The following is a 19,143-nucleotide window of genomic DNA, read 5'->3' on the forward strand; positions in this document are numbered from 1 at the left end:
GCCTGTCGCAGCCCGCATGGCTGGCCTTCCGCGACAGCGACGCGAAGGTATGCGACGCGCTCTAGGGGACAAGGCAAGGCACGATGTACGTGCCCATGCAGGCTGCCGACGCGACCAACGCCATTCGGGATCGGGCGGTTGAGCTGGAGCCCTATGTTCGCGTCATGGCGATCGAGGAGTGATGGGGCCATCCAGTCGGATCGGCTACGCCTCTACGTATTCCGCCAAGCTGACGCCTTCGGGAGTATCTTGCCCGTCGGCAAGCAAGCCCTCGATGTGGAACCGGATGGCATCACGGATTTCGATTTTTGCCTCATCGGCAGTCGCAGCCGTTGCAATGCAGCCTGGGAGGTCCGGCACAAAAGCGGAAAAATTGTTTCCCGCTTTTTCAATCACCACCGCGTAACGCATATAGTCACTCCTTCAAACCGGACTGCTTGAGGATGCTGTTCAGCGTGCCTGGCGCAACCTCTTCAGGCGGTTTGCCGGCCAAGGATACTGGGTTGACGGCTAAGCGGGTTCATACTCTTCCCGAAGTTTTTCCGACCTTGCCAGAATCGATGCGTACAGTTTGACGAAGTCTGATTTTTCCTGGCCGTTAAGCGGAACATCTGACGGAGCAAAAGATTGGCCACGTATCACGTCGAGAATTCTGAACTCTTCTGGGGAATATTTTCCAACTGACGACATAATCGCCCAAAGTCCAAGCCTTGCTGCATCGGCGCCCAGCGGAGGATCTTCGGAAAAGTATGGGTAAATGATTCGATTCTTCGAATTCCCGATTGCCAAGGCCAACAGGTTTTCTACCTTGACCGTGCAGCCCAACTCTGGAAATTCGATTGCGCCCTTAACCGCAAGCATCTCAGATTTGGACGCCTCATTTGTCCATCGCCGCTTGTTATCCCACCAATCAAGGAAGCCATCCCTCAATTCCGGGTATAAGCGCTCGCGCCTCTTATTAGTAGCAATGCGCTCGGCTACAGAAACCCCGAGGTATTTCTCCCCGTTCACGTGACCTTTAGCATCGCGCCAAAAAGGCACATGAAAATCGCCCCCTTCGCTTTTTTCTCCAGCCTGTTTGCGAATCTCGTCACGAATGTCTCCCCGTAGCATTGAAATCTGCTTCGAGTTCTCGGCAAACATGAGGGTGAGTAGCTTCCGTAAATGTATCTTTTTCAGTGACATCAACAATCTCCAACGGGAATGGTTGCGAAGAAAAAAGGCCACCCAAAAGGGTGGCCTTTCGATTACTTTTCTTTGCGAACGCCTTTGAAGGGCTTGTCATCGGCCTTCTGATCCATGAACTTACCGGTGTCGGTGTCCCGTTTAGTCCAGCGATCATTTTGGGGATTGTAGACCTGGGACCGGTCGCGCACTGCGCCATTCCTGTGACCGTCGTCCTTGGGTGGGTTGGTGGCCATGCTCTTTGCTCCTTTCTCCCGCATCACTTGATGCCCCGCGCTTTGTCGCGCTTGACATCGGTTGATCACGAGAACAGCATGCCCACGCTTTAGCGAGCGAGTGAGCTGCAAGGGCGGCGGGTCCGCCTTGGCTGTTCACGAAAGGCGGTGCGAGAAATTGCACCGCCTTTTTCTTTGCATACATGAACCTCTGCCTCGATCCGGCGTTTGCCAAGTCCCCACTGTTATCCACATGGCCTTGTTGACGAATCAAGTTTTTGACTTTATCTCTTTACACCTACATATGCGCACGCAGTCGTAATTTGACACCATATCTATGTGGTGAGGCTAGTCAATGCCTCTGTCGCGAGAGTTGTGGACAACCGGTTTTCCACAGCCGTCATCCTAGATTTTTTCCCTGTTTCTGTCGCTGATAGCCGAATCACCTTGGACCCGAATTCGGTGCGAGTTCAGGCGTCAGGCTCACTGACCTACTCCCTGTCTAATGCTTCCATCGGCCCGATCTTGCGACCGGACCGATGATGTTACGGTTTAGCGTCTTGTAGGCATCCGCAAAGTTGTGCCCCACCCCCTTCGGATCTAATTGAAATTGTTGACGAATTTTCTAGGCATTTATTCCACACCCAAAGTTGTACCCCCAGGACACCCAAAGTTGTGCCCCCAGTTTCAAATTAGCTGACGATCGGCGGCTCGGTGGTAGCTGCGGGTAGGCTGAAAGCTTCTCCAGCTGGTGGGTTGCGAAGGCAGCCCCTTCCATGACCTGGGAGGAGCCCCCGATGACCTACAAGCATTCCAACCTCCGGAACCGGATTCAGGCGAAGGCCAACCTCAAACGGCTCATGCCTTGGGTAGAGATGAACATGAAGGAGTTCGACGACCAGACCTGGCAGGCAACCGGCATCTCGGAGGAGTTCTTCGCTCACATGTCGGAGGAGCGTTTCTCCGGCATCCATATCTACCCTGATCAGGTCAGGGGGTGGCATGCCGATCTCGTTTTTGAGGGCATTGGACAAGGTTACGCGGACAAGCTCGGCAACCCCGAGGACCGGCCGCTGGATACTAAGGAGAATGCGGAGAGGCACGCCATTTGGATGATGGTATCCCTGCTGCCTCATCTGAGGGCGAGGACGAAGAGCGGTTACGGCGATGCGGCGTATGTCGATTTCAAGTTCGAGAACGCGACGGTCAAAATCCCGGCGGGTGCGATCGACTACCTCATCTATCAGTACACGAAACCGGACCACACGCTGGCGGATCTCGAGTCCTATGCAAGGACGCGGCTGGCCGACATCAGCGATGCACTTCCCTTCGATGGTGCGACTACCAACCGGCACCTCAGGCGCATGCGTGAGGATCACCGTGGAGAGATCGAAAACGCGTGTGCCGCGGCCTTGGCGGTAGGGATCACGGAGTGGCAGCCGGAGGAGCCTTCACCGCCTATGGCGCTCGGCCACTGAGCGTCTATGGGCGGACGGTCAGACTTTTGCCTGCCGCCGGGTTACATTCGAGGTTAGATGTAATGGGCGTCCGTTCCGCGGCCTTCAGCTTGCGCAGCGCCTTCAGCGCGGATTCCTGATCGTAGTCCCAGGCAGCAGGATCGGTGCTTTCAAACTCGTCGACGGCCTCCCGGCGGTAGAAGAACGCTCCGGCGGATGCGGGTACAAGCTCGGGCAGGATGCCTGCCAACTTCAGGGTGGCTCTCACGCGCTTATGGTGAAGGCCGGTTTGCTGGCACAGTTCGCCCAGCGAAACGTAGTCGACAAGGAATGCTGCAATGCTCTCCATCGCCACGAGAGGTAGCATACGCCGCGCGTCATGACTGTATTCCTCGACCATCTCGAGATGGCCTTCGGCGATCAGCTTGTTGATGCCCCGGTCGTGCGCGCCGGGGATGAAGTCGCGAGCCTCTTCCTTTGTGAGGTGGGTACGCGTTCCCCGCGACCTGATGATCTTCGTAACTTCCTCTGCATCGAGAAGGAGGGCGCCGTAGTCTGTCCGGCCCTTCAGTCGGCCCTTCCACTTGAGTTGATCCGAGAAGATCATCGCGAGCACGTCGGGGATCGTGCACGTCGCCACCTTGCGGACGCCTGACACGTCCATCTGTCTTTCGGTGAGTTCGGAAACCTCGACGGCTCCCTTGAAGATCTGTTCCCTGACACGCTCGACCTCCTCAAGGGAAAAGCGGCGCTTGCCATTCCTCCGGTCAGTGTCGGCAAGGACGCGGATATGGCCGTGAACGACCATGTCGTTCAGGTGCATCCTCGGAACGCCCAGAACCTTTTCGACCGCCGGCGCTGTGACCGCTTTACGGAGCTCCGACACCACAGAGTCAATCTCCGCTGCTTTCACGAGAATTCGGTGGTCGAGTTTTCCAGACTGGTCGGCAGCTTCCTCAATCCCGAGGCGCTTGAACAGGCGGCGGATGCTCAGGGCGTGCATGCCGGAGTCCCGGGCGGCGGTCCGGACGGTGTGCACCTTGCGCTCCGTCGCCGTTACCCCGAGCACGTCCGTCCCCGGCTCGACGGGCATCGTCTCGAGCGCGAACTCGCGGACCAGATCCCGGGGCTTGGCCCAGGCCGGGTCCTTGGCGGTTTTTTGGAGGAGACCGTAAGCGTAGCCGTAGGTGTCCCGTGGTCCCCAGAAGCCTCGTGTCGAGGATTGCGCATCCGTCAGTCTCTGCAGCAATTGCCGCAACGCTGTCTCACCGGCGCTTGCGATCTCGAATCCAGCATCTGCGGCAGCTGCCCAATCTAGAGCGTTGAACTTCGAAGTGGGGACTTTCGGCGTATGCAGGGCGGATACTCCCAGCGCCTCGCAGAACGGGGCCGCGACGAATAGCGGAAGGTCGTCCAGCCAATTCCCTTCCGATCGACGACCTTCGATCCGGTCCTGCAGCCACGCCTGGAATGGCGACTGTCCGGCTTGTGGCGCCTCATCCGCGTGCTGGTGAAGTTCCGGGATCAGAATGCGCATCGTCTGGTTGAAATCGAATGGCGCGAACGGAATCCGCTCTGGACTGGTGACGGTCAGATGGACACGGTGCCGGCCACAAGACCGGAAATGCGAGATCGTCCATTCGAGGCGCAGCCACGGCCTGCTATACGAGACGCCGTCGTACTTCTGCATGTCCTCGATCGCGCAATGGGGACAGAACCTGAAATACGTCCTGTTCACGGACAGCCTCGGGAGAACCTCTCCTGCCACCTGATAATGTCGCGAATTCTTCTCGAATGGAGTGTATCGGAGAAGCTTTTCGATGTCGGCACTTCCCAGGATGGCGATCCTCCGGATTTCGGACTCTTCCGCCTTGTCGAGATTCCTGTTTGCGATCGCCATGTCCCTGAGAAGGTATTTCAGCGAGCGACCATTCACGGCCGCCAGCCGGGATGCGAAGCCTGCCGCAGTCTCCTGGTGTTCGAGCGGATAGGCGAAAGCGAGAGGCTTCACCTCTTTCTTCAGTACGCGCATGATCAGTCTTCCTCGACTTCCAGGAAGAGGCCCGGATCAAGCCTCATGAAGTCGTCGGCCAGGAAGATGTTCATCTCCGGCCTGCCGCGGGCGTGAGAATGCGCGGCATACGCACGTGCGAGAAAATTGCGGGTGAGTTCGGTAGAGCGCTTCCTCGCCGCCTGCTGAATGCCAGCGAGGACGACCTGAGTGATGCGACCGTACCGATAGCGCGCGGCGTGGGCGATCCGCTCCGGAACATCGCTCTGAATCGCCTGGGTAGGGTCGATGTGTGCCGCCTCGCACATTTCTCTGGTGATCCTGATGACTAGGTCGCGTTCTTCGGGATGCGAGAGATCAACGTCTGGAAGGGGCAGGGGCATATGCCGACGCTCGAACTGCTCGTCCAACTGGGCGATCTTCGTGATCTCGGGCATCCCGGACATGACGAAGCTGACTGGCCAGGCTTGATAGTTCAGCACGCCCTTCAGCGCCTTTCGCAACTTTTCCCGGTCGTGATCGGTTTGCGTAAGGTTCAAAAGGTGCTGGGTCTCGTCCAGATGGATCAGCAGCACCTTCCTCAGATGAAGCTGCGATGGAAGGATATGCCAGACCTCGCCCTGTTCGAGGTTGCGGGTGATCTCGTAGCCAATGGCCTCGAGGATCGCGATGCCAAGAAACTTGAGAGTGGCCGGCCCCATCAGCGAATAGAATACGGAAGGATAGATGGTGCCGAAGGTTCGGCGGAGTGGCTTGAACAGGGGATGCTGTGCGATGATCCGCTGCGAGATGGAAGTCTTGCCCGCACCGCTGTCCCCCGTGACAACGAAAAGGCGTCCGTCGTCGCGCCGGTCTCCCTTTTTCGCCATCATGTTCGTCACGAACTCGCCGAAGCTGTCCGTAGCAACGCGGTCGCGGCCGCATTCGACGTAGACGCCCTTAGCCCGTTCGAGGACTTCCTTGACGTACTGATCGTCCTCGGAGAGCCTGCCTGTGAGCTCCTGAAGATAGTCCTCGTCGGACATGTCGTCGTCCCAATTGGACGGAAGGTTCTTGCCACGGCGCATCTTACTCATCGTCATCCCCGTCGTAGGTGTTCATGCTGCGGCTGCGGCGCTTCTTGATCTCGGCCACTTTCGCGTCCGTCGGGTCGGCGGGGGTCGGACCGGGGCGGGTCTTCTTGGTCTTGCCGATCACGCGTCCGATTTCGTGGTCCTCCGACTGTTCGGCCGCGTGATTGATGGAGCCCATCGCAGCACGACCGCCGCGCTCCATGATCTTCTCGAGAATGTCGAGGACTGCGCGGGTGAGCGGCAGGTCGCTCGCCTTCCCGATCGCGGCGGCGATTTCCGAGACCGTCAGAGGCGTCGCGTCCGCTACGTTCAGTACGCGCTGCAGCCGGGGATGTCATGCAGATTTCCGCGAGGTCAGCGATACCGCCCGCGCTGCTCGTATGGAAGACACTCCTGACGCCAAGGCAAACAGGGATGCGGTCCCGTCGGTCCAAAGCCCGTTTTACGAACCACCATTCGCGCGGGTGTCTGGCAAGCGGGCCGTAGATTGCGCAAGGCCTAAGGATCGTGACGGGGACGCCGGCCGAGAGCAGGGCATGCTCCATGGCGATTTTTCGCGTCGAATAGGTCTGCGGTCCCGGCTCGACGGTACGAGTTTCCTCGCTGATCGGTCCGTCGAAGACAGGGAACCCAGTGTTCTGGCTTCGTCCAGCGACCTGCCAACCTCATCAGCGTAGACGCTGGACGACGAGACGACGACCAGCGAGCCGATCCGGTTGCAGGCGGCGAGCAGGTCGATGGCATCCGGCAAGTCATAGGCGGTGGGAACGAATACGGCGTCTATCGGGCATTCGAGGTCACGGATAACCCCTTCATAGCTGCCATTCGTCCCCTCGATCGGGAGAAGGCCGCGTTGCAGGAGGGCCGCGGGCGGTATCCTGTTGCCGCGCGTCGCACCCCAAACCTGCCATCCGCTTGCAAGCAGTCGGTCGGTGACAGATGCGCCAAGCTGACCTGTCACCCCAAAAACCAGGGCCTTGTTCATCGGGTCAGTTTAGGCGACTACGCGTTTGGATCAACTTTTGCCCACTCAGTTCCGATCTTCCACCTGATTGGCGGTTGCTGCCGAAGGCCGCGGACTGGCAAGTACGTCGAGCGATCAGTGCCGTGTCGTCGAGGGAAGCACGTCGATCGCCTCAAAGCATGACGCGCTGTGACAGGGCTAGCGGTTTCCATCAGCCGCTGCCTACGGCCTGGCTGCTCCGCGATGAGATCTTCGATCCGACAGGCAACGCCAGCGATACTCGCTTTCACCTTGTAGCTACACTGAAAATCAATCCCGAGCTCGTCCGATTCCTTGATGGTTTTCTCGATGACCATGTGGTTGTTGCTGTCACCGCCGTGCCGCCCGCACAGCTCGAAGGCGAATATTGAAAAGGGGAGAACTATAGATACGGCGTTGGACTTCTGCTATCGTCGTCCGGTCGGTGCACAAGCGGGGGCGCGGTGTCACAAAAGAAGTTGCTGGACCGTGTGGCCATTGCTGCACTCCCGAAAATCGATGAATCAAAGGTAAGTGAACGCCCGCTCTGGTGGTGGGTGCTTTTTTGGCCTGGGAAGCTCGTCCTGTGGGTTCAATACATGTGGCCGGGGCGTATATCTTCTGCATTTGGCAGCGCCAGACGACGCAACGTGCCGTTAATCCAGGTTCTTTACAGCCTTTACTTCTACCTTTGCGTCGTCCTCGCTTTGGGATGGCTGATCATTTCCATGCATTGAGACGAGCGGACCGGAATGGCGAGAAGAAGAAAAAATGACGACGGCGCGACCTTCGTCATAGGTGCCGTAGTGATCGTAGGGATCGTCGTTCTTACAATCCTACTCACAGCAACTGTGTTTGCCCCAGCGATCTTGATGGTGGCCTTTGCCGTGTACCAGCTAAAGGCGGGTACCCGCCCGATGGTCGAGGAACCTCATGAATCCGAACTTCTCAACCTGTCCACGGTTGAAGAGGAACTCGCCGCCAAAATTGGTCGTCTAGAGGAAATCGAGGAGGTGGCTTTTGACGCAGATTTAATGAGGAACGCAGATTACAGCTTCCACCGCGGGAGCAGGTTGGGCAAACAGCTTAATGCGGAAATAGAGTCGCTAGGGCCGCGCGTATCCGAACTCCAGCGCCTAGCGGGCGATGTCCGCGCTGCGCCGCTTGCCAGCTTTCAGCAATGGGTCCACGTGACCGCAATGCGGTCAGCCATCGGACGGACTCTTGTCGTGTACCTAGCTATCTTTGCGGGTTCGTACTGGTTGGTAATGGGCCCTTGGAAGGATCTGGGCGCTTTCACCGCCCGGCACGTCTTGTTTCACGCAGGCAATATGAGCGAAGTCGTATACGGCGCCGCATTCGTTTCAGGGTTATCAAGTACCATTGTGCTGTATCTGGTCTACCGTTCCCGGACCGGTCGTATTTTGTCCGAGCATGCTGAAATCGCCCAACGGTGGACGGAATTCGCGTCGTTTGAGGTCAGCCCGACGAAAGAGATCGCCGACGAGGAGGTCTATGAAGAAGATGTTTCGTCGCACCAGCATAGGAGCGTGCTAGACGACGCAAAACGCGCTTGGCACGAGGTTCTTGGTGTCTCCTCTCGGGCTTCAGCCGACGAGATCAATGCCGCTTACCGAGCGAAAATGATGAAGAACCACCCCGACAAGGTAGCCGAACTCGACGACGAATTCAGGCAGTTGGCTGAATCGCGGGCTAAGATGCTGAACTGGGCAAGAGACGAAGGCATTCAGGCATCAGGATGAAGCCAGGTTTGGGGCGCACTTCGCCTTGCAATTCAGGTACTGTTGCTCACCCAACAAGCAGAGGTCGACCGCAGGCCCCTCGGTGCTCCTCAATCTGTCAAGCAGAGTTAATCGCAGAGATCAAAGGGAGCCTAGGTCGTCAGGCAACCGCCACGGGGATGCAGAATGGGCGCCTGGCGGATACTACCGTCAGCGGCAATTCATCCGTCGAAACCGGATCGCCATACGAGTTCGCGTACTTTCCATCGGTGAGGCCACATGTTAGCGTCTGGCTCGGCGGACTTGTTTCGCCCGGCCGACGCTCTGAGCCAACCCACCCCCCCGCGCCCAATGAGCGTCGGCCGATTGCTCCGTCAGCATGCCCTGCATTGGCTATTAGGCCAGCGCGTTGTCCAGCTCTGGGATAGGTTTAGCCGATTCTTTTCTCGCCTGCCGCGCTGGTGTGGCGGCGCGGACTGGCACCGCCGCGAGGCAACGACGGCCTAAGGCGATCGAGATGGTGCCGACTGGCTGGCCGTCGGCGTGGTCAGTCCGGCAAAGGTCTCGCCTTGACTACAAAGCTTTCCATTCCTAGCGCAGATGCAGCAGGCGCGGCGATGCTCACCGGAGTGTTGACAAAGGCGTTGCCCGATGGAGATTATATTGACGCAGGGCGGTGCGATTTCGTGCAAGTCGATCATCATGAGCAAACATAGAGACCGTCGCGAGACGCATAGGCATCGCTATGACGATGAGCGCGCCTTCTTCTCGGAAGACCCTGTCGAGCCGAGCTACTTTCAGCGCTCCTCGGCGACGGCGGAGCCTCGCGGTGATGTGGTTCAACGCCAGCAAGGGCTTTGGATTTGTGAAGCTGTCGGACGGTGCCGAGGCCTATTGGCATATCCGCGTGCTCGAGTCTGCCGGGAGCCGTGGTGTTTCCGAGGGGATGCATCTCAAAGTCCGGATCGAAGAAGGCCCACGAGGCCGACACGTCGGGCAGGTGCTCAACATTCACGACGAAACGGCGATTGCTCCACCGCCCCCGCGTCGGGTTGAGAGTGCGGGCGCTGGCTCAAATGCGATGGCAGAAACCGAGGGCACCGTCAGATGGTACAATTCCGAGAAGGGCTTCGGCTTCATCTCGATCACGAGTGAGGAGAAGGACGTTTTCGTCCATGCCACCGCGTTAGGTCGGTCAGGACTCACGATGCTCGTGGAGGGGCAGAAAGTGTTTATTGAATGCGGACAAGGTAAGAAAGGCCTCGAGGTTCGCAGCATTCGCCTCTCGTAAGGCATCCCATCGGTATGGCACCAAACCGCATGAATGGCGGGCGGCGAGAATGAAGCTGTTTTATGTACAGGGCTGGCTTCGGCGATGCGGTGGGTCGGTCCAAGAACGTCCAACCGGCGCTGTCGGCGATCCAATCGCCAGTCTCCGCGCGAAGCTCCGCGGTACGGTCATGTCGCAGGGAATGCGAAGTTCATACGGAGATCATTCCTCCGCGGCTCCGGGCTATTTTGAGGGCGAGCTACGCCCCTTGTCGGGCAGGCCTCCCGTGAGGCAAACGGTGCTTTGCGCCTACGGGTGGGGCTCGTCCGCACCCGAGCAGGCGAAAGTGCGGATCTAGGGTTTGGGGGGTGGAGTTTTGAGAGTTTCGTGGTGACCGAACTCAGTGCGTCGCCCCGTTGCTCTCGGCCTCAATTCGTTTCAAGGAAAGTCGAAAACCACGTCCACACTTACCGCGACTAAGGCCGTCTGTTACAAAATCATAAAGGCCAAAAGGGGCTACTGTCGAAGAAGAACGCCCCCGAATTGCGCCCACAAGCGTTCGCATTCTCTCGCCCTCAGGCTCGGCGTCCCCGGCTGGCCGTAGAAGACCATCGCGCCGCGAACGTCGTATCCGAGCACCGAGGCGTTGGCGACGAACTGAATGGCCATTCCCAAGGTGACGGCACCGATCTTGGCCTCAGTTTTGTTGGTGAGGTCTATTACACCAAAAACTTCTGCACTCTCGCTCTTCACGGCCAGAACGGAGTTCGAGATCGCATTGTTCCCTAGGAGCATTTGAGTTAGTCGCCCGCTGATAACGGCTTCCCCAACTCTCTGCCCCAAAGTTTGTTCCCAATCGCCAGTCGTCGCCTATCATAGGTAATCGCGTGCTGCACTTAACGTGGCGTAATTACCGGACAAGGAGTTTTTCGAGAGAGAACGCAATGCTATATCCAGGTCGATTTTTGGAGCCGCGCGAAATCGCGATGCTCGCCCGCGTTGTTCAGACAGTCTGCAGAGAGCGCGGCCTTTCCCCTGTTTCTCAACAAGGGGAGCACTTAGCTTCGCACTTGCTCAAGCTGTTTATGAATGGTTTGACCGGGGAGCACGAGTTGCTCGAGGTCGAGAGGGGCCCGGCTCGAGGGTATGACCGACTGCTCCAGCAGGTTTCTGCTAGTCACGCAGGGACGAGGGAAGTCGCGTGATTCCTACGGTCGAGCCGCTCTCGAACGCGCTTGGCCGCTTCGCCGCTTTGGGGCAGCCTCCCAGACTTGCCTTCGATTAGCATCTGATTGCGGCGCCCGTTGAGGTGAACAAGGTCGAGGCATAGAAGACGAGTCTCGGCGAGTTTGGATTGCCCAGCTGCCGCTCGAGAGCTTGATAATGGGCGAGACGGTTGTGCCGAGCACGACATCATTGCCGTCGATGGCGGACGAACCGGCAGGGCAGTCGCTGCCCGTACGCCACAGGAGAAAAGACAACCTGGCGAGCCGATTTTCCACGCCTAAGCGAACAAGGGCAAGGAACCTACTGGGCTCGGCGAAGTTCGGGAGCTTCCCGCCCGCTCGGAGAAGTCGAATGTCCAAAGACCATCCTCATTCGTTGTCCCGACGTGAAGTCATGGCCGCGGCAGGAGTCGTCGGAATAGCGGCCGGCGTCGCGGGGTCGGCCAGCGCCCAGCAAACAAGCCTCAACCCCACAGGGAATGGACCTGCCATGCAAGATCCCCGCTCCAAGTACCCCAAGCCGCCGTTCGAAGCACAGACCCAGCCCTGGCCCGGTCTGGCGCGCGAAATGAAGCCCAAACCGGACCACGGGGAGACCAGCTATAAAGGTTCAGGACGGCTGGCGGGGCGCAAGGCCCTCATCACTGGCGGCGATTCCGGCATGGGCCGGGCTGCTGCTATAGCCTATGCGCGCGAAGGAGCGGACGTCGCGATTAATTATTATCCGTCGGAAGAGCCGGACGCGAGCGAAGTCATCCAGCTCATCCGCGATGTCGGCAGAACCGGCATCGGGATACCCGGCGATCTGCGGGCAGAGGCCTTCTGCCAAAAGCTGGTGGCCGACGCCGTACAGCAGCTCGGCGGACTCGATATCGTCGTTTGCAATGCCGGACGGCAGCAGGCGAGATCTTCCATCTTGGACATCACGACCGACGATTTCGATGCCACGATGAAGACCAACATCTACGCGCCGTTCTGGATCATCAAGGCGGCGCTGCCGCATCTGAAGCCAGGATCGTGCATCATCGGCACTACGTCGGAACAAGCCTACGATCCTTCGCCTGAGCTTTACGACTACGCCCAGACCAAGGCCGCGACAATGAATTATGTGAAGTCGTTAGCGAAGCAGCTTGGACCCAAGGGCATTCGCGTCAACGGCGTAGCGCCTGGGCCAATCTGGACTCCGCTTCAGATAAGCGGCGGTGCGTCGGAAGAAAAGTACAGGAAATTCGGCAGCACGACTGCGCTGGAACGCCCGGGCCAACCTGCGGAACTGGCTTCGATTTACGTGCAGCTGGCGGCTGACGACGCCAGCTTCGCAACCGGAAACATCTATGGCTCTGGCGGAGGTCAGGGACAGCCGTGATCAAGGCGAGGGGCAGCACCATGTTGGCGCCGCCAAGCACATCGCCGGAGTGTCGGTCGGCGCGCGGCGGGCTAATCCGGTCCGCGGCGCCCACATAATGGCATGTCTTCACCACCGTCAGAGCCATGCAAGAAGGACTAGATTTCATCCATGTCGATCTCCCGTCACCGTTCCGGCCGATCGCAGAGAAGATTCGGCCGACAGCTTCCTGGACCTCGTTCTCGGACAGCGACCCGTCAGCATTGGTGTCCAGAAGCGCGAGTATAACTGGCATCCCGACGCCGTGCATCATGCGAGAACCGTGACGGCGAGCCATCCTATGCTCACCGGCCGGCCTCCATTGCGGTGCCGCTGCCAACCGCCCCCACGGCGGGAAGCTTCCTCTTGGCGGTCGACACCCTCCTCTTGCCGATTGTTCCTTCCGAACGGGGCCGATCCCGTTTCTGCGAACCCTCGCGCATTGAGACCGAAGGCACTCGAGTGCTTGATGGACTCAAGGCAATGCTCCGGCACCTCGAACATGCCCCATTAGAAAGATCGCCGAGAATTCGCTAGCGCTTACGTCGACCTCAACCAAGTCCATCCGGTTCGTGAAAGCAACGGGCGATCGCAGAAGGTCTTCTTCTCCTTGATCGCGCGCCGTTATGGGATCCAGCTAAACTGGGCTGAGATTTCCCCGGAAGAGCATAACAAGGCCGCGATCGACGGGTCATTCGGCGAGCTTGGCCTGATGGATCAGCATTTCAGGTCGATGGCCGTACGGACCCTAATAAGGCTGGTTCTGATCGAAAGCCGACCGTGAGGATTGCAGATGTGGAGGGGCGGAGCGGTTGACCTTCTTGAGCGCCCGGTCGTCTGCTCCACAGTGCGACCTGCCGCAGGCATTCAGGAGGCCAGGCAATCGGGGGAGCAGCGCCGCGACCGCGCATAATGACAATGCCGCTCTTACGCTGGCTGTTCCTCGCTGAAATTGGGTGAAGCAGTCTCCAGGGGACCTATCCGGTCGAACCGCACGGAATGCCCCCGCTGGACGGCGCTTCGGGCCAGCAGATGATCCAGTTGGGCATCTTCAATGGGGCTGCGGACCACCTGACGAATGGCCTTGCATGCCAGTTCGGTCGACACGAAGTCATACCTCCTGCTTCTGGCGAGAACATATTGTTCAACCAGCATCTTCACGCGCCTGAGCGCGATGTCGTCGGCATGTTGCATTTGGTGGTTCCTCCTGCGCGCCGAACTGCCGAACGGCTAGGTTGTTCCACCTGATTGAAAACTTGGAAAGCCCGCGCCTCCCGGCCGGGGAGCGCGCGGGCTGATCAGGTCGAGGGGAACCCAATCGCGCAGCGTCAAACGAGGGGAGCGACGACGCCGCACGACACCGAACTTGCATCGACGCCAGTTGTTCCACTTCGCCTTCTTCGCGTTGTTCGCGCCTGAACGCACCCGAGGAGATCGCCTGCTTTCGCAGCCGGGAATTCGACCGATCCCCTCCGGAACAATCAGACGCCCCGCTGGTTCGGCCAGAACGAACCTCGGAGGACGTGATGAATAATGCGAGGCTGGCCTTGGTGACGGGCGCATCGAGCGGCATTGGTAAGGAACTTGCCAAACTGTGTGCCAAGGACGGCTATAACTTGGTCATAGCTGCCGACGAGCCGGCGGTCCAACGGGCAGCCGAGGCTCTGGCTTCGCACGATGTGACGGTTGAGGCCATTGAGGCCGACCTGGCGTCCGTCGAGGGTGTCGATCAGCTCGTCACGAAGATCGGCGATCGCGACATCGACCTTCTGTTCCTGAACGCCGGACGCGGTCTCGGCGACAGCTTCATCGACCAGGACTGGCAGAAAGTTCGCCGGGTCATCGACACCAACATTACGGGCACGGTCTACCTTGCGCATGAACTCGGCGCCAGGATGGCACGCCGTGGCTGTGGCCGAATTCTGTTCACCGGCTCGATTGCAGGCTTCATGCCCGGCACTTTCCAGGCCGTCTACAACGGCACCAAGGCATTTATCGATTCCTTCGGGATCGCACTGCGCCATGAGATGCGGGACACCGGCGTCACGGTCACGGTGCTGATGCCCGGGGCGACTCAGACGCGGTTCTTCGAACGTGCCGAGATGATGGACACCAAGGTCGGTACCGACGAGAAGGACAATCCGGCCGATGTTGCCAGAACCGGCTACGAGGCGATGATGGCGGGCGAGGAACAAGTGATCACCGGCTGGGTGAACAAGCTGCAGGTCGCCGCCGCGCATGTCACTCCGGCAGGTACGCTGGCTGAACAGCACCGCAAAATGGCCGAGCCGGGGTCCGCGTCCAGAGACTGAACGCCGACCCCTTGCGAAGGTCGCAGACTGATCCCCGGTGGCCGCTCCTTTGCTTGAATGAATGGGGCATCGCCGACACCTCAAGCAGTTAACGCAGGAGCAACATCATGAAAGCCCTCACATGGCACGGCAAAGGCGACATACGCTGCGATCAGGTGCAGGATCCGGCCATCGAGGATGACCGTGATGTCATCATCAAGGTCACCTGTTGCGCGATATGCGGCTCGGACCTGCACCTGATGGACGGGTACATGCCCACCATGGAATCGGGCGACGTGCTTGGACACGAGACAATGGGAGAGGTCGTCGAGGTCGGCCGCGGCCATTCGAAGTTCAAGAAGGGCGACCGCATCGTGGTGCCTTTCAACATTTCGTGCGGCGAGTGCTGGTTTTGCCAGAAGGGGCTGTTCTCGCTTTGCGACCGGTCCAATCCCAATGCCAAGCAGGCGGCCGAAGCGATGGGGCAATCGCCGGCAGGCCTGTTCGGTTATTCGCATCTCGTCGGCGGGTATTGGGGCGGCCAAGCCGAGTATCTTCGCGTTCCATTCGCCGATGTCGGCCCGATCAAGGTGCCGGAAGGCGTGGACGACGAGCAGGTGCTGTTTCTTTCCGACATCTTTCCGACCGGCTACATGGCAGCCGAAAACGCGGGTATCGAACCCGGTGAGACCGTCGCGATCTGGGGCTGCGGCCCGGTTGGCCAATTCGCCATCCAGAGCGCGTGGATGCTGGGCGCCGGACGCGTGATCGCGATCGACAAGGTTCCGGAACGACTTGCCATGGCTCGCGAACACGGCAGGGCCGAGACACTCGATTTTAGCAATTCCAACATCTATGACGCCCTGATGGCGATGACCGATGGTCGCGGCCCGGATCGCTGCATCGATTGCGTCGGCACCGAAGCCGATGCCGGCGCCAGTGCCGACTCCATGCTCGACAAGGTAAAGGCGGCTGCGTTCATCGGCACCGACAGGCCGCATGTGCTGCGCGAAGCAATCTACTGCTGCCGCAAAGGCGGCACCATCTCCATCCCGGGCGTCTATATCGGTCTCGTCGACCATATTCCCTTCGGCGCCGCGATGAACAAAGGCCTGACCTTTCATATGGGGCAGACCCATACGCAACGATATCTCGAACCGCTTTTGGCCAAGGTCCAGGCCGGGGAAATCGACCCGTCCTTCGTGATCACGCACAGGGCCGATCTCGAAGCCGGGCCCGATCTCTACAAGACGTTTCGCGACAAGCAGGACGGCTGCATCAAGGTGGTCATGCGGCCGCATGGCTGAGCCCATCCAACAGTGGCAAGAGCCGCTTGGTCGTGACGTGGCTCTCTCGTCAGCATCGCGCCATTGCTGTCGCGGAATTTTCAATCGTGCCGACGATTGAGGTTCGTGTGCCAGGAAAGGAACCAGAATCTGGCAGCAAAATCTTCTGCATTGTCCACGGCGGCTTCGTCAGCGCGTCCGACTTGTAACGCGCTGTGCGCTTACTCTTACGGCGAGCCCGATCGCCTCCTCTCATTGCCAACACCGGCGGGACGTCACTTCCAGGAGCGCGAGCGCCGCATCGATCTGACGCTCGAAGACCTCCGTACACAATCATGTGCCCGCAAAATCGAACCGAGGGAATTCTTCTGGAGCGGCTGCGCGCGTTGGGCGGTGAGGTCGAACGTCCGCGGATGTGGTTGCGATCGATGTGGGGGGCAACAGCGTTGATCTGGCAATCATGCGACATGGCAAAGCGGAACAGATCCGAACCAACTGGCTGATCGGCTGTGACGGTGCTCATAGCGTGGTGCGCGCCGCCGCCGGTGTGGCATTCGACGGCGGTGCATACGAGGAAAGCTTCGTCCTTGCCGATGTCCAGATGGAGTGGCCTCTCTCTCGCGAGGAGGTAAGCTTGTTTTTTTCACCGGCAGGATTGGTGGTGGTGGCGCCGTTGCCGGATGAGCGCTATCGGATCGTCGCTACCATTGATACAGCCCCCGAGCATCCCGATATTGTGTTCCTGCAGCGAATCCTTGACTCCCGCGGGCCACAGAGCGCGGGTTCGACCATCCAGGAAATAGCCTGGAGTTCGCGTTTCCACCTTCAACATCGTGTCACCGCCACGCCACGCGTCGGACAGGTGCTGCTATGCGGAGACGCCGCGCATGTCCATAGCCCGGCAGGCGGGCAAGGTATGAGCCTGGCATCCAGGATGCTGTATCACTCGTTCCACCTTTGCTCGAAGCTGTCCGGAGCGGCGCCACCACGGCGCTGGATGCATGGGCGGCCCGCCGCCATGAGATCGCGTTAGACGTGGTCACGATGACGGATCGAATGACACGGGCAGCAACACTTAAATCCGCGCCAGCACGTTTGCTGCGCAACAGCGCACTTGCGATCGCCGGCCATATTCCTGGCGTGCCCGCTAAGCTGGCGCGGCTGCTGGCCGAGCTTGATAACCGTTAGTTGTGGACCTGGAGGGCAAGGCGTGATCTTGGCTGTGGCAACACTGAGTTTTGCAAGCGCCAGCACCTGATGGCGCCAAATATGCGGTCTTATGTAGCAAACGCGCCAACTTCCCGCGCGACCTAAAGGGTGGGTTCCCATAAAATCCGGGGATGCCAAGAGTAGCGCCCATAGTCCGCTCCACCCGATACCAGCACGCCATCAACACCCTTGTCGCCAAGCGTGCGGAGATATCCGGCAGATCCGCCTGGCTGACCAGCTACAGCACATAGACGCGGTGCTGCTGATTCTTGGCTACAAGGGCGATCCGTCCCAAATCGTGCCGCTACAGCGCACGCCAAGCCGGCTCCGCAAGGGCGAGCTTTACAGGCTTATCCTCAAGCACGAAGCGGACGGCAGCGCGTCGAACCGGGAACCCGCGACTCGCATTGTGCTGGCGAGGGGATGGGATGCCGCGCTGATTAAGCCGCTCATGAACAATATCTCGGAGCCATATTGGTCAGTCCTGCCGAATACCCCCGCTTCCTTGGTATCAAAACGACGTTGAATCCATCGCGGATCGGCATTAGAAAAAGGTACCTACAATGTTAGCTATTGGGAGGTAGCGATGGTTGAAAGCCGTACAGACATCGCGCGGGCGATGATCGACGCCACCATCATCTTGCAGCGCCGCTCTTTAACTGACATCGCCTTAATCCATAGCGATCTGGACCAGTCCCGGCGGGCAATTGCTGCATCACGCGACCTTCTAAAGCGGTTCCGCCAGCGCAAGTTAGACGAAGCGATAAGGCAAGACCTCCGGATATCAGCTTTCGACGCTGACATTCTCCGCAAGGCCTTTCGGGAGTTGATCTTGGAAACGAACGCGCCGGAGACTCAATGGCGCGATCTCGCCCGGAGCCTGGTTTACGAGTTTACCGGGTGCGAGCGGGTTCAATCCGGCTTGGTGGATTGGATTGTGCGGAAGTAGGCCCCGGCACCTTGGTCTGCACCGGGGCCTTTGACATGTACGAGATACTCAAGCATGTCGGCCAGATTAGAGGCCCGGCGGGGTTGAGGGGGACTCATTGCCGAGCCTGGCTGGCGGCGCCGCCGAGTTGGTATCGTCGCCAGCTTACGGCACAGTAGCATTGTGAGCGTCGGGCTGGCGTCATTCGAACAGACGAGCAGCGCACCTCGCCAGACGGTCAAGGGATTGTCGAGTCTGGAAGCTAGGGCTCGAGCTACGTCACCGGCGACGCCGCCGCAGCCGGCGTCGCCGGTCAATTGTTCCGCCTTATCCATTCTGATTTCGGTTCGGCGACAGAGTTAAGCCGAAGCCGTGCCAAACTTTATCGCATTTCCTGATGAATGGCGCGACGAATGGCGGCCTCAGCGCTCGTTCGATCCACGAAAAATTCGGTGATCTTACGCCAATCCGCGAGCCGGGTCCCTCTGTACACCTCGGCGCTGACACAGCATCTGATTGTCAATAGGAACGTTCGATCGGCTTAAAGCTAAGCGGAGCGTCAAAGGCGGGGGTCAACCGCCGGTCCTACTACAGTCGCTCTGAGAGATGGGCGGCGAACCATGGACGATTTGCTTCCGCAAATTGCTAATTTCTATAACAAATCAATGCTTTGGTAGTAAACCACACATTCCGCCACAAGCCAGCAATGTGCGGAAAGGCCGCGAAAAAGCAACAAATACAACCGAACCGCCGGCGCCCAATGGGCGCCCTTTTATCTCGCCGTCTTATTTGGTCGTATTCTGTGAGACTTGTTTGCCATCGGCTTTCCTTTTCCAAGCTACCATAATACACTATTCTATGCTCTATGCCACGATTCCGTATTC

General features: G+C 59.0%; 19 protein-coding genes. 11 read left to right on the forward strand and 8 right to left on the reverse strand.

Annotated features, from left to right (window positions below; all coding sequences use genetic code 11):
* Positions 1 to 204: 204 nt before the first annotated feature.
* The 3 genes from LB556_RS21895 to LB556_RS21905 form a co-directional block, all read right to left on the reverse strand.
* Positions 205 to 411, reverse strand: a complete 207-nt coding sequence (locus tag LB556_RS21895; RefSeq protein ID WP_224569803.1) for a type II toxin-antitoxin system HicB family antitoxin — start codon at positions 409 to 411, stop codon at positions 205 to 207.
* Positions 412 to 510: 99 nt separating this feature from the next.
* Positions 511 to 1,185 (reverse strand): hypothetical protein, encoded by a 675-nt coding sequence (locus LB556_RS21900; RefSeq protein WP_224569804.1) that lies wholly within the window; start codon positions 1,183 to 1,185, stop codon positions 511 to 513.
* A gap of 62 nt (positions 1,186 to 1,247) precedes the next feature.
* A complete protein-coding gene (locus LB556_RS21905) occupies positions 1,248 to 1,421 on the reverse strand; it encodes a hypothetical protein (RefSeq protein ID WP_224569805.1) in 174 nt (57 codons plus the stop codon).
* 776 nt (positions 1,422 to 2,197) lie between these two features.
* Between LB556_RS21905 and LB556_RS21910 the strand changes: the two genes are divergently transcribed.
* Entirely contained in the window at positions 2,198 to 2,878 is a 681-nt protein-coding gene (locus LB556_RS21910; protein ID WP_224569806.1) for a hypothetical protein, read from the forward strand.
* A 4-nt stretch (positions 2,879 to 2,882) separates the two neighbouring features.
* Here LB556_RS21910 and LB556_RS21915 read toward each other — a convergent pair whose 3' ends face one another.
* The 3 genes from LB556_RS21915 to LB556_RS21925 are packed head-to-tail and all read right to left on the reverse strand — an operon-like array spanning position 2,883 to position 6,143.
* Positions 2,883 to 4,889, reverse strand: a complete 2,007-nt coding sequence (locus tag LB556_RS21915) for a TniQ family protein (RefSeq protein WP_224569807.1) — start codon at positions 4,887 to 4,889, stop codon at positions 2,883 to 2,885.
* Positions 4,890 to 4,891: 2 nt separating this feature from the next.
* A complete protein-coding gene (locus tag LB556_RS21920) occupies positions 4,892 to 5,944 on the reverse strand; it encodes an ATP-binding protein (RefSeq protein ID WP_224569808.1) in 1,053 nt (350 codons plus the stop codon).
* The gene (locus tag LB556_RS21925) at positions 5,937 to 6,143 is read right to left on the reverse strand and encodes a hypothetical protein (RefSeq protein WP_224569809.1); all 207 of its coding nucleotides are present in this window, start codon (positions 6,141 to 6,143) and stop codon (positions 5,937 to 5,939) included. The genes LB556_RS21920 and LB556_RS21925 overlap by 8 nt, the downstream gene beginning before the upstream one ends.
* 941 nt (positions 6,144 to 7,084) lie before the next feature.
* On the opposite strand from LB556_RS21925, the gene LB556_RS21930 reads away from it, so the two are divergent.
* The 3 genes from LB556_RS21930 to LB556_RS31870 all read left to right on the forward strand — a co-directional run bounded on the left by LB556_RS21930 (position 7,085) and on the right by LB556_RS31870 (position 9,956).
* Complete coding sequence (locus tag LB556_RS21930; RefSeq protein WP_224569810.1) at positions 7,085 to 7,315, forward strand: hypothetical protein; 231 nt, start codon at positions 7,085 to 7,087, stop codon at positions 7,313 to 7,315.
* A 360-nt stretch (positions 7,316 to 7,675) separates the two neighbouring features.
* Positions 7,676 to 8,686, forward strand: a complete 1,011-nt coding sequence (locus tag LB556_RS21935; RefSeq protein ID WP_224569811.1) for a J domain-containing protein — start codon at positions 7,676 to 7,678, stop codon at positions 8,684 to 8,686.
* A gap of 811 nt (positions 8,687 to 9,497) precedes the next feature.
* A complete protein-coding gene (locus LB556_RS31870; RefSeq protein WP_318011297.1) occupies positions 9,498 to 9,956 on the forward strand; it encodes a cold-shock protein in 459 nt (152 codons plus the stop codon).
* A 495-nt stretch (positions 9,957 to 10,451) separates the two neighbouring features.
* On the opposite strand, the gene LB556_RS21950 is transcribed toward LB556_RS31870, so the two are convergent.
* Positions 10,452 to 10,730, reverse strand: coding sequence for a hypothetical protein (locus LB556_RS21950; RefSeq protein WP_224569812.1), 279 nt, complete (start codon positions 10,728 to 10,730; stop codon positions 10,452 to 10,454).
* 921 nt (positions 10,731 to 11,651) lie between these two features.
* Between LB556_RS21950 and LB556_RS21955 the strand changes: the two genes are divergently transcribed.
* Positions 11,652 to 12,527, forward strand: a complete 876-nt coding sequence (locus LB556_RS21955) for an SDR family oxidoreductase (RefSeq protein WP_224569874.1) — start codon at positions 11,652 to 11,654, stop codon at positions 12,525 to 12,527.
* Between the two features lie 945 nt (positions 12,528 to 13,472).
* Here the strand turns inward: LB556_RS21955 and LB556_RS21960 are convergent.
* A complete protein-coding gene (locus LB556_RS21960) occupies positions 13,473 to 13,739 on the reverse strand; it encodes a hypothetical protein (protein WP_224569813.1) in 267 nt (88 codons plus the stop codon).
* Positions 13,740 to 14,071: 332 nt separating this feature from the next.
* Here LB556_RS21960 and LB556_RS21965 point away from each other — a divergent pair, with 332 nt between their 5' ends.
* From LB556_RS21965 to LB556_RS21990, 6 genes are all read left to right on the forward strand, one after another.
* Positions 14,072 to 14,857 (forward strand): SDR family NAD(P)-dependent oxidoreductase, encoded by a 786-nt coding sequence (locus LB556_RS21965; RefSeq protein ID WP_224569814.1) that lies wholly within the window; start codon positions 14,072 to 14,074, stop codon positions 14,855 to 14,857.
* A gap of 107 nt (positions 14,858 to 14,964) precedes the next feature.
* Positions 14,965 to 16,143, forward strand: a complete 1,179-nt coding sequence (locus LB556_RS21970; protein ID WP_224569815.1) for a zinc-dependent alcohol dehydrogenase — start codon at positions 14,965 to 14,967, stop codon at positions 16,141 to 16,143.
* A gap of 394 nt (positions 16,144 to 16,537) precedes the next feature.
* On the forward strand, positions 16,538 to 17,155 hold the full coding sequence (locus LB556_RS21975; protein WP_224569816.1) for an FAD-dependent monooxygenase: 618 nt from the start codon (positions 16,538 to 16,540) through the stop codon (positions 17,153 to 17,155).
* Positions 17,156 to 17,157: 2 nt separating this feature from the next.
* Positions 17,158 to 17,310: a hypothetical protein gene (locus tag LB556_RS21980; protein ID WP_224569817.1), complete on the forward strand. Its 153-nt coding sequence runs from the start codon at positions 17,158 to 17,160 to the stop codon at positions 17,308 to 17,310.
* 277 nt (positions 17,311 to 17,587) lie between these two features.
* Positions 17,588 to 17,857, forward strand: a complete 270-nt coding sequence (locus tag LB556_RS21985) for a hypothetical protein (RefSeq protein WP_224569818.1) — start codon at positions 17,588 to 17,590, stop codon at positions 17,855 to 17,857.
* 60 nt (positions 17,858 to 17,917) lie between these two features.
* The gene (locus LB556_RS21990) at positions 17,918 to 18,280 is read left to right on the forward strand and encodes a hypothetical protein (RefSeq protein ID WP_224569819.1); all 363 of its coding nucleotides are present in this window, start codon (positions 17,918 to 17,920) and stop codon (positions 18,278 to 18,280) included.
* Positions 18,281 to 19,143 lie beyond the last annotated feature (863 nt).

It is taken from the genome of Mesorhizobium sp. ES1-4, from assembly GCF_020164745.1.
In the GTDB taxonomy this organism is placed as follows: Bacteria; Pseudomonadota; Alphaproteobacteria; order Rhizobiales; family Rhizobiaceae; genus Mesorhizobium.

Excerpts from the sequence above, each read along its gene's own strand:
- LB556_RS21900 (WP_224569804.1), bottom strand. The coding sequence starts at position 1,185 with ATGTCACTGAAAAAGATACATTTACGGAAGCTACTCACCCTCATGTTT.
- LB556_RS21965 (WP_224569814.1), top strand. The coding sequence starts at position 14,072 with ATGAATAATGCGAGGCTGGCCTTGGTGACGGGCGCATCGAGCGGCATT.
- LB556_RS21990 (WP_224569819.1), top strand. The coding sequence starts at position 17,918 with ATGGTTGAAAGCCGTACAGACATCGCGCGGGCGATGATCGACGCCACC.
- LB556_RS31870 (WP_318011297.1), top strand. The coding sequence starts at position 9,498 with ATGTGGTTCAACGCCAGCAAGGGCTTTGGATTTGTGAAGCTGTCGGAC.
- LB556_RS21915 (WP_224569807.1), bottom strand. The coding sequence starts at position 4,889 with ATGCGCGTACTGAAGAAAGAGGTGAAGCCTCTCGCTTTCGCCTATCCG.
- LB556_RS21910 (WP_224569806.1), top strand. The coding sequence starts at position 2,198 with ATGACCTACAAGCATTCCAACCTCCGGAACCGGATTCAGGCGAAGGCC.
- LB556_RS21970 (WP_224569815.1), top strand. The coding sequence starts at position 14,965 with ATGAAAGCCCTCACATGGCACGGCAAAGGCGACATACGCTGCGATCAG.
- LB556_RS21950 (WP_224569812.1), bottom strand. The coding sequence starts at position 10,730 with ATGCTCCTAGGGAACAATGCGATCTCGAACTCCGTTCTGGCCGTGAAG.
- LB556_RS21935 (WP_224569811.1), top strand. The coding sequence starts at position 7,676 with ATGGCGAGAAGAAGAAAAAATGACGACGGCGCGACCTTCGTCATAGGT.
- LB556_RS21960 (WP_224569813.1), bottom strand. The coding sequence starts at position 13,739 with ATGCAACATGCCGACGACATCGCGCTCAGGCGCGTGAAGATGCTGGTT.
- LB556_RS21905 (WP_224569805.1), bottom strand. The coding sequence starts at position 1,421 with ATGGCCACCAACCCACCCAAGGACGACGGTCACAGGAATGGCGCAGTG.
- LB556_RS21930 (WP_224569810.1), top strand. The coding sequence starts at position 7,085 with ATGACGCGCTGTGACAGGGCTAGCGGTTTCCATCAGCCGCTGCCTACG.
- LB556_RS21925 (WP_224569809.1), bottom strand. The coding sequence starts at position 6,143 with ATGGAGCGCGGCGGTCGTGCTGCGATGGGCTCCATCAATCACGCGGCC.
- LB556_RS21920 (WP_224569808.1), bottom strand. The coding sequence starts at position 5,944 with ATGAGTAAGATGCGCCGTGGCAAGAACCTTCCGTCCAATTGGGACGAC.
- LB556_RS21955 (WP_224569874.1), top strand. The coding sequence starts at position 11,652 with ATGCAAGATCCCCGCTCCAAGTACCCCAAGCCGCCGTTCGAAGCACAG.
- LB556_RS21895 (WP_224569803.1), bottom strand. The coding sequence starts at position 411 with ATGCGTTACGCGGTGGTGATTGAAAAAGCGGGAAACAATTTTTCCGCT.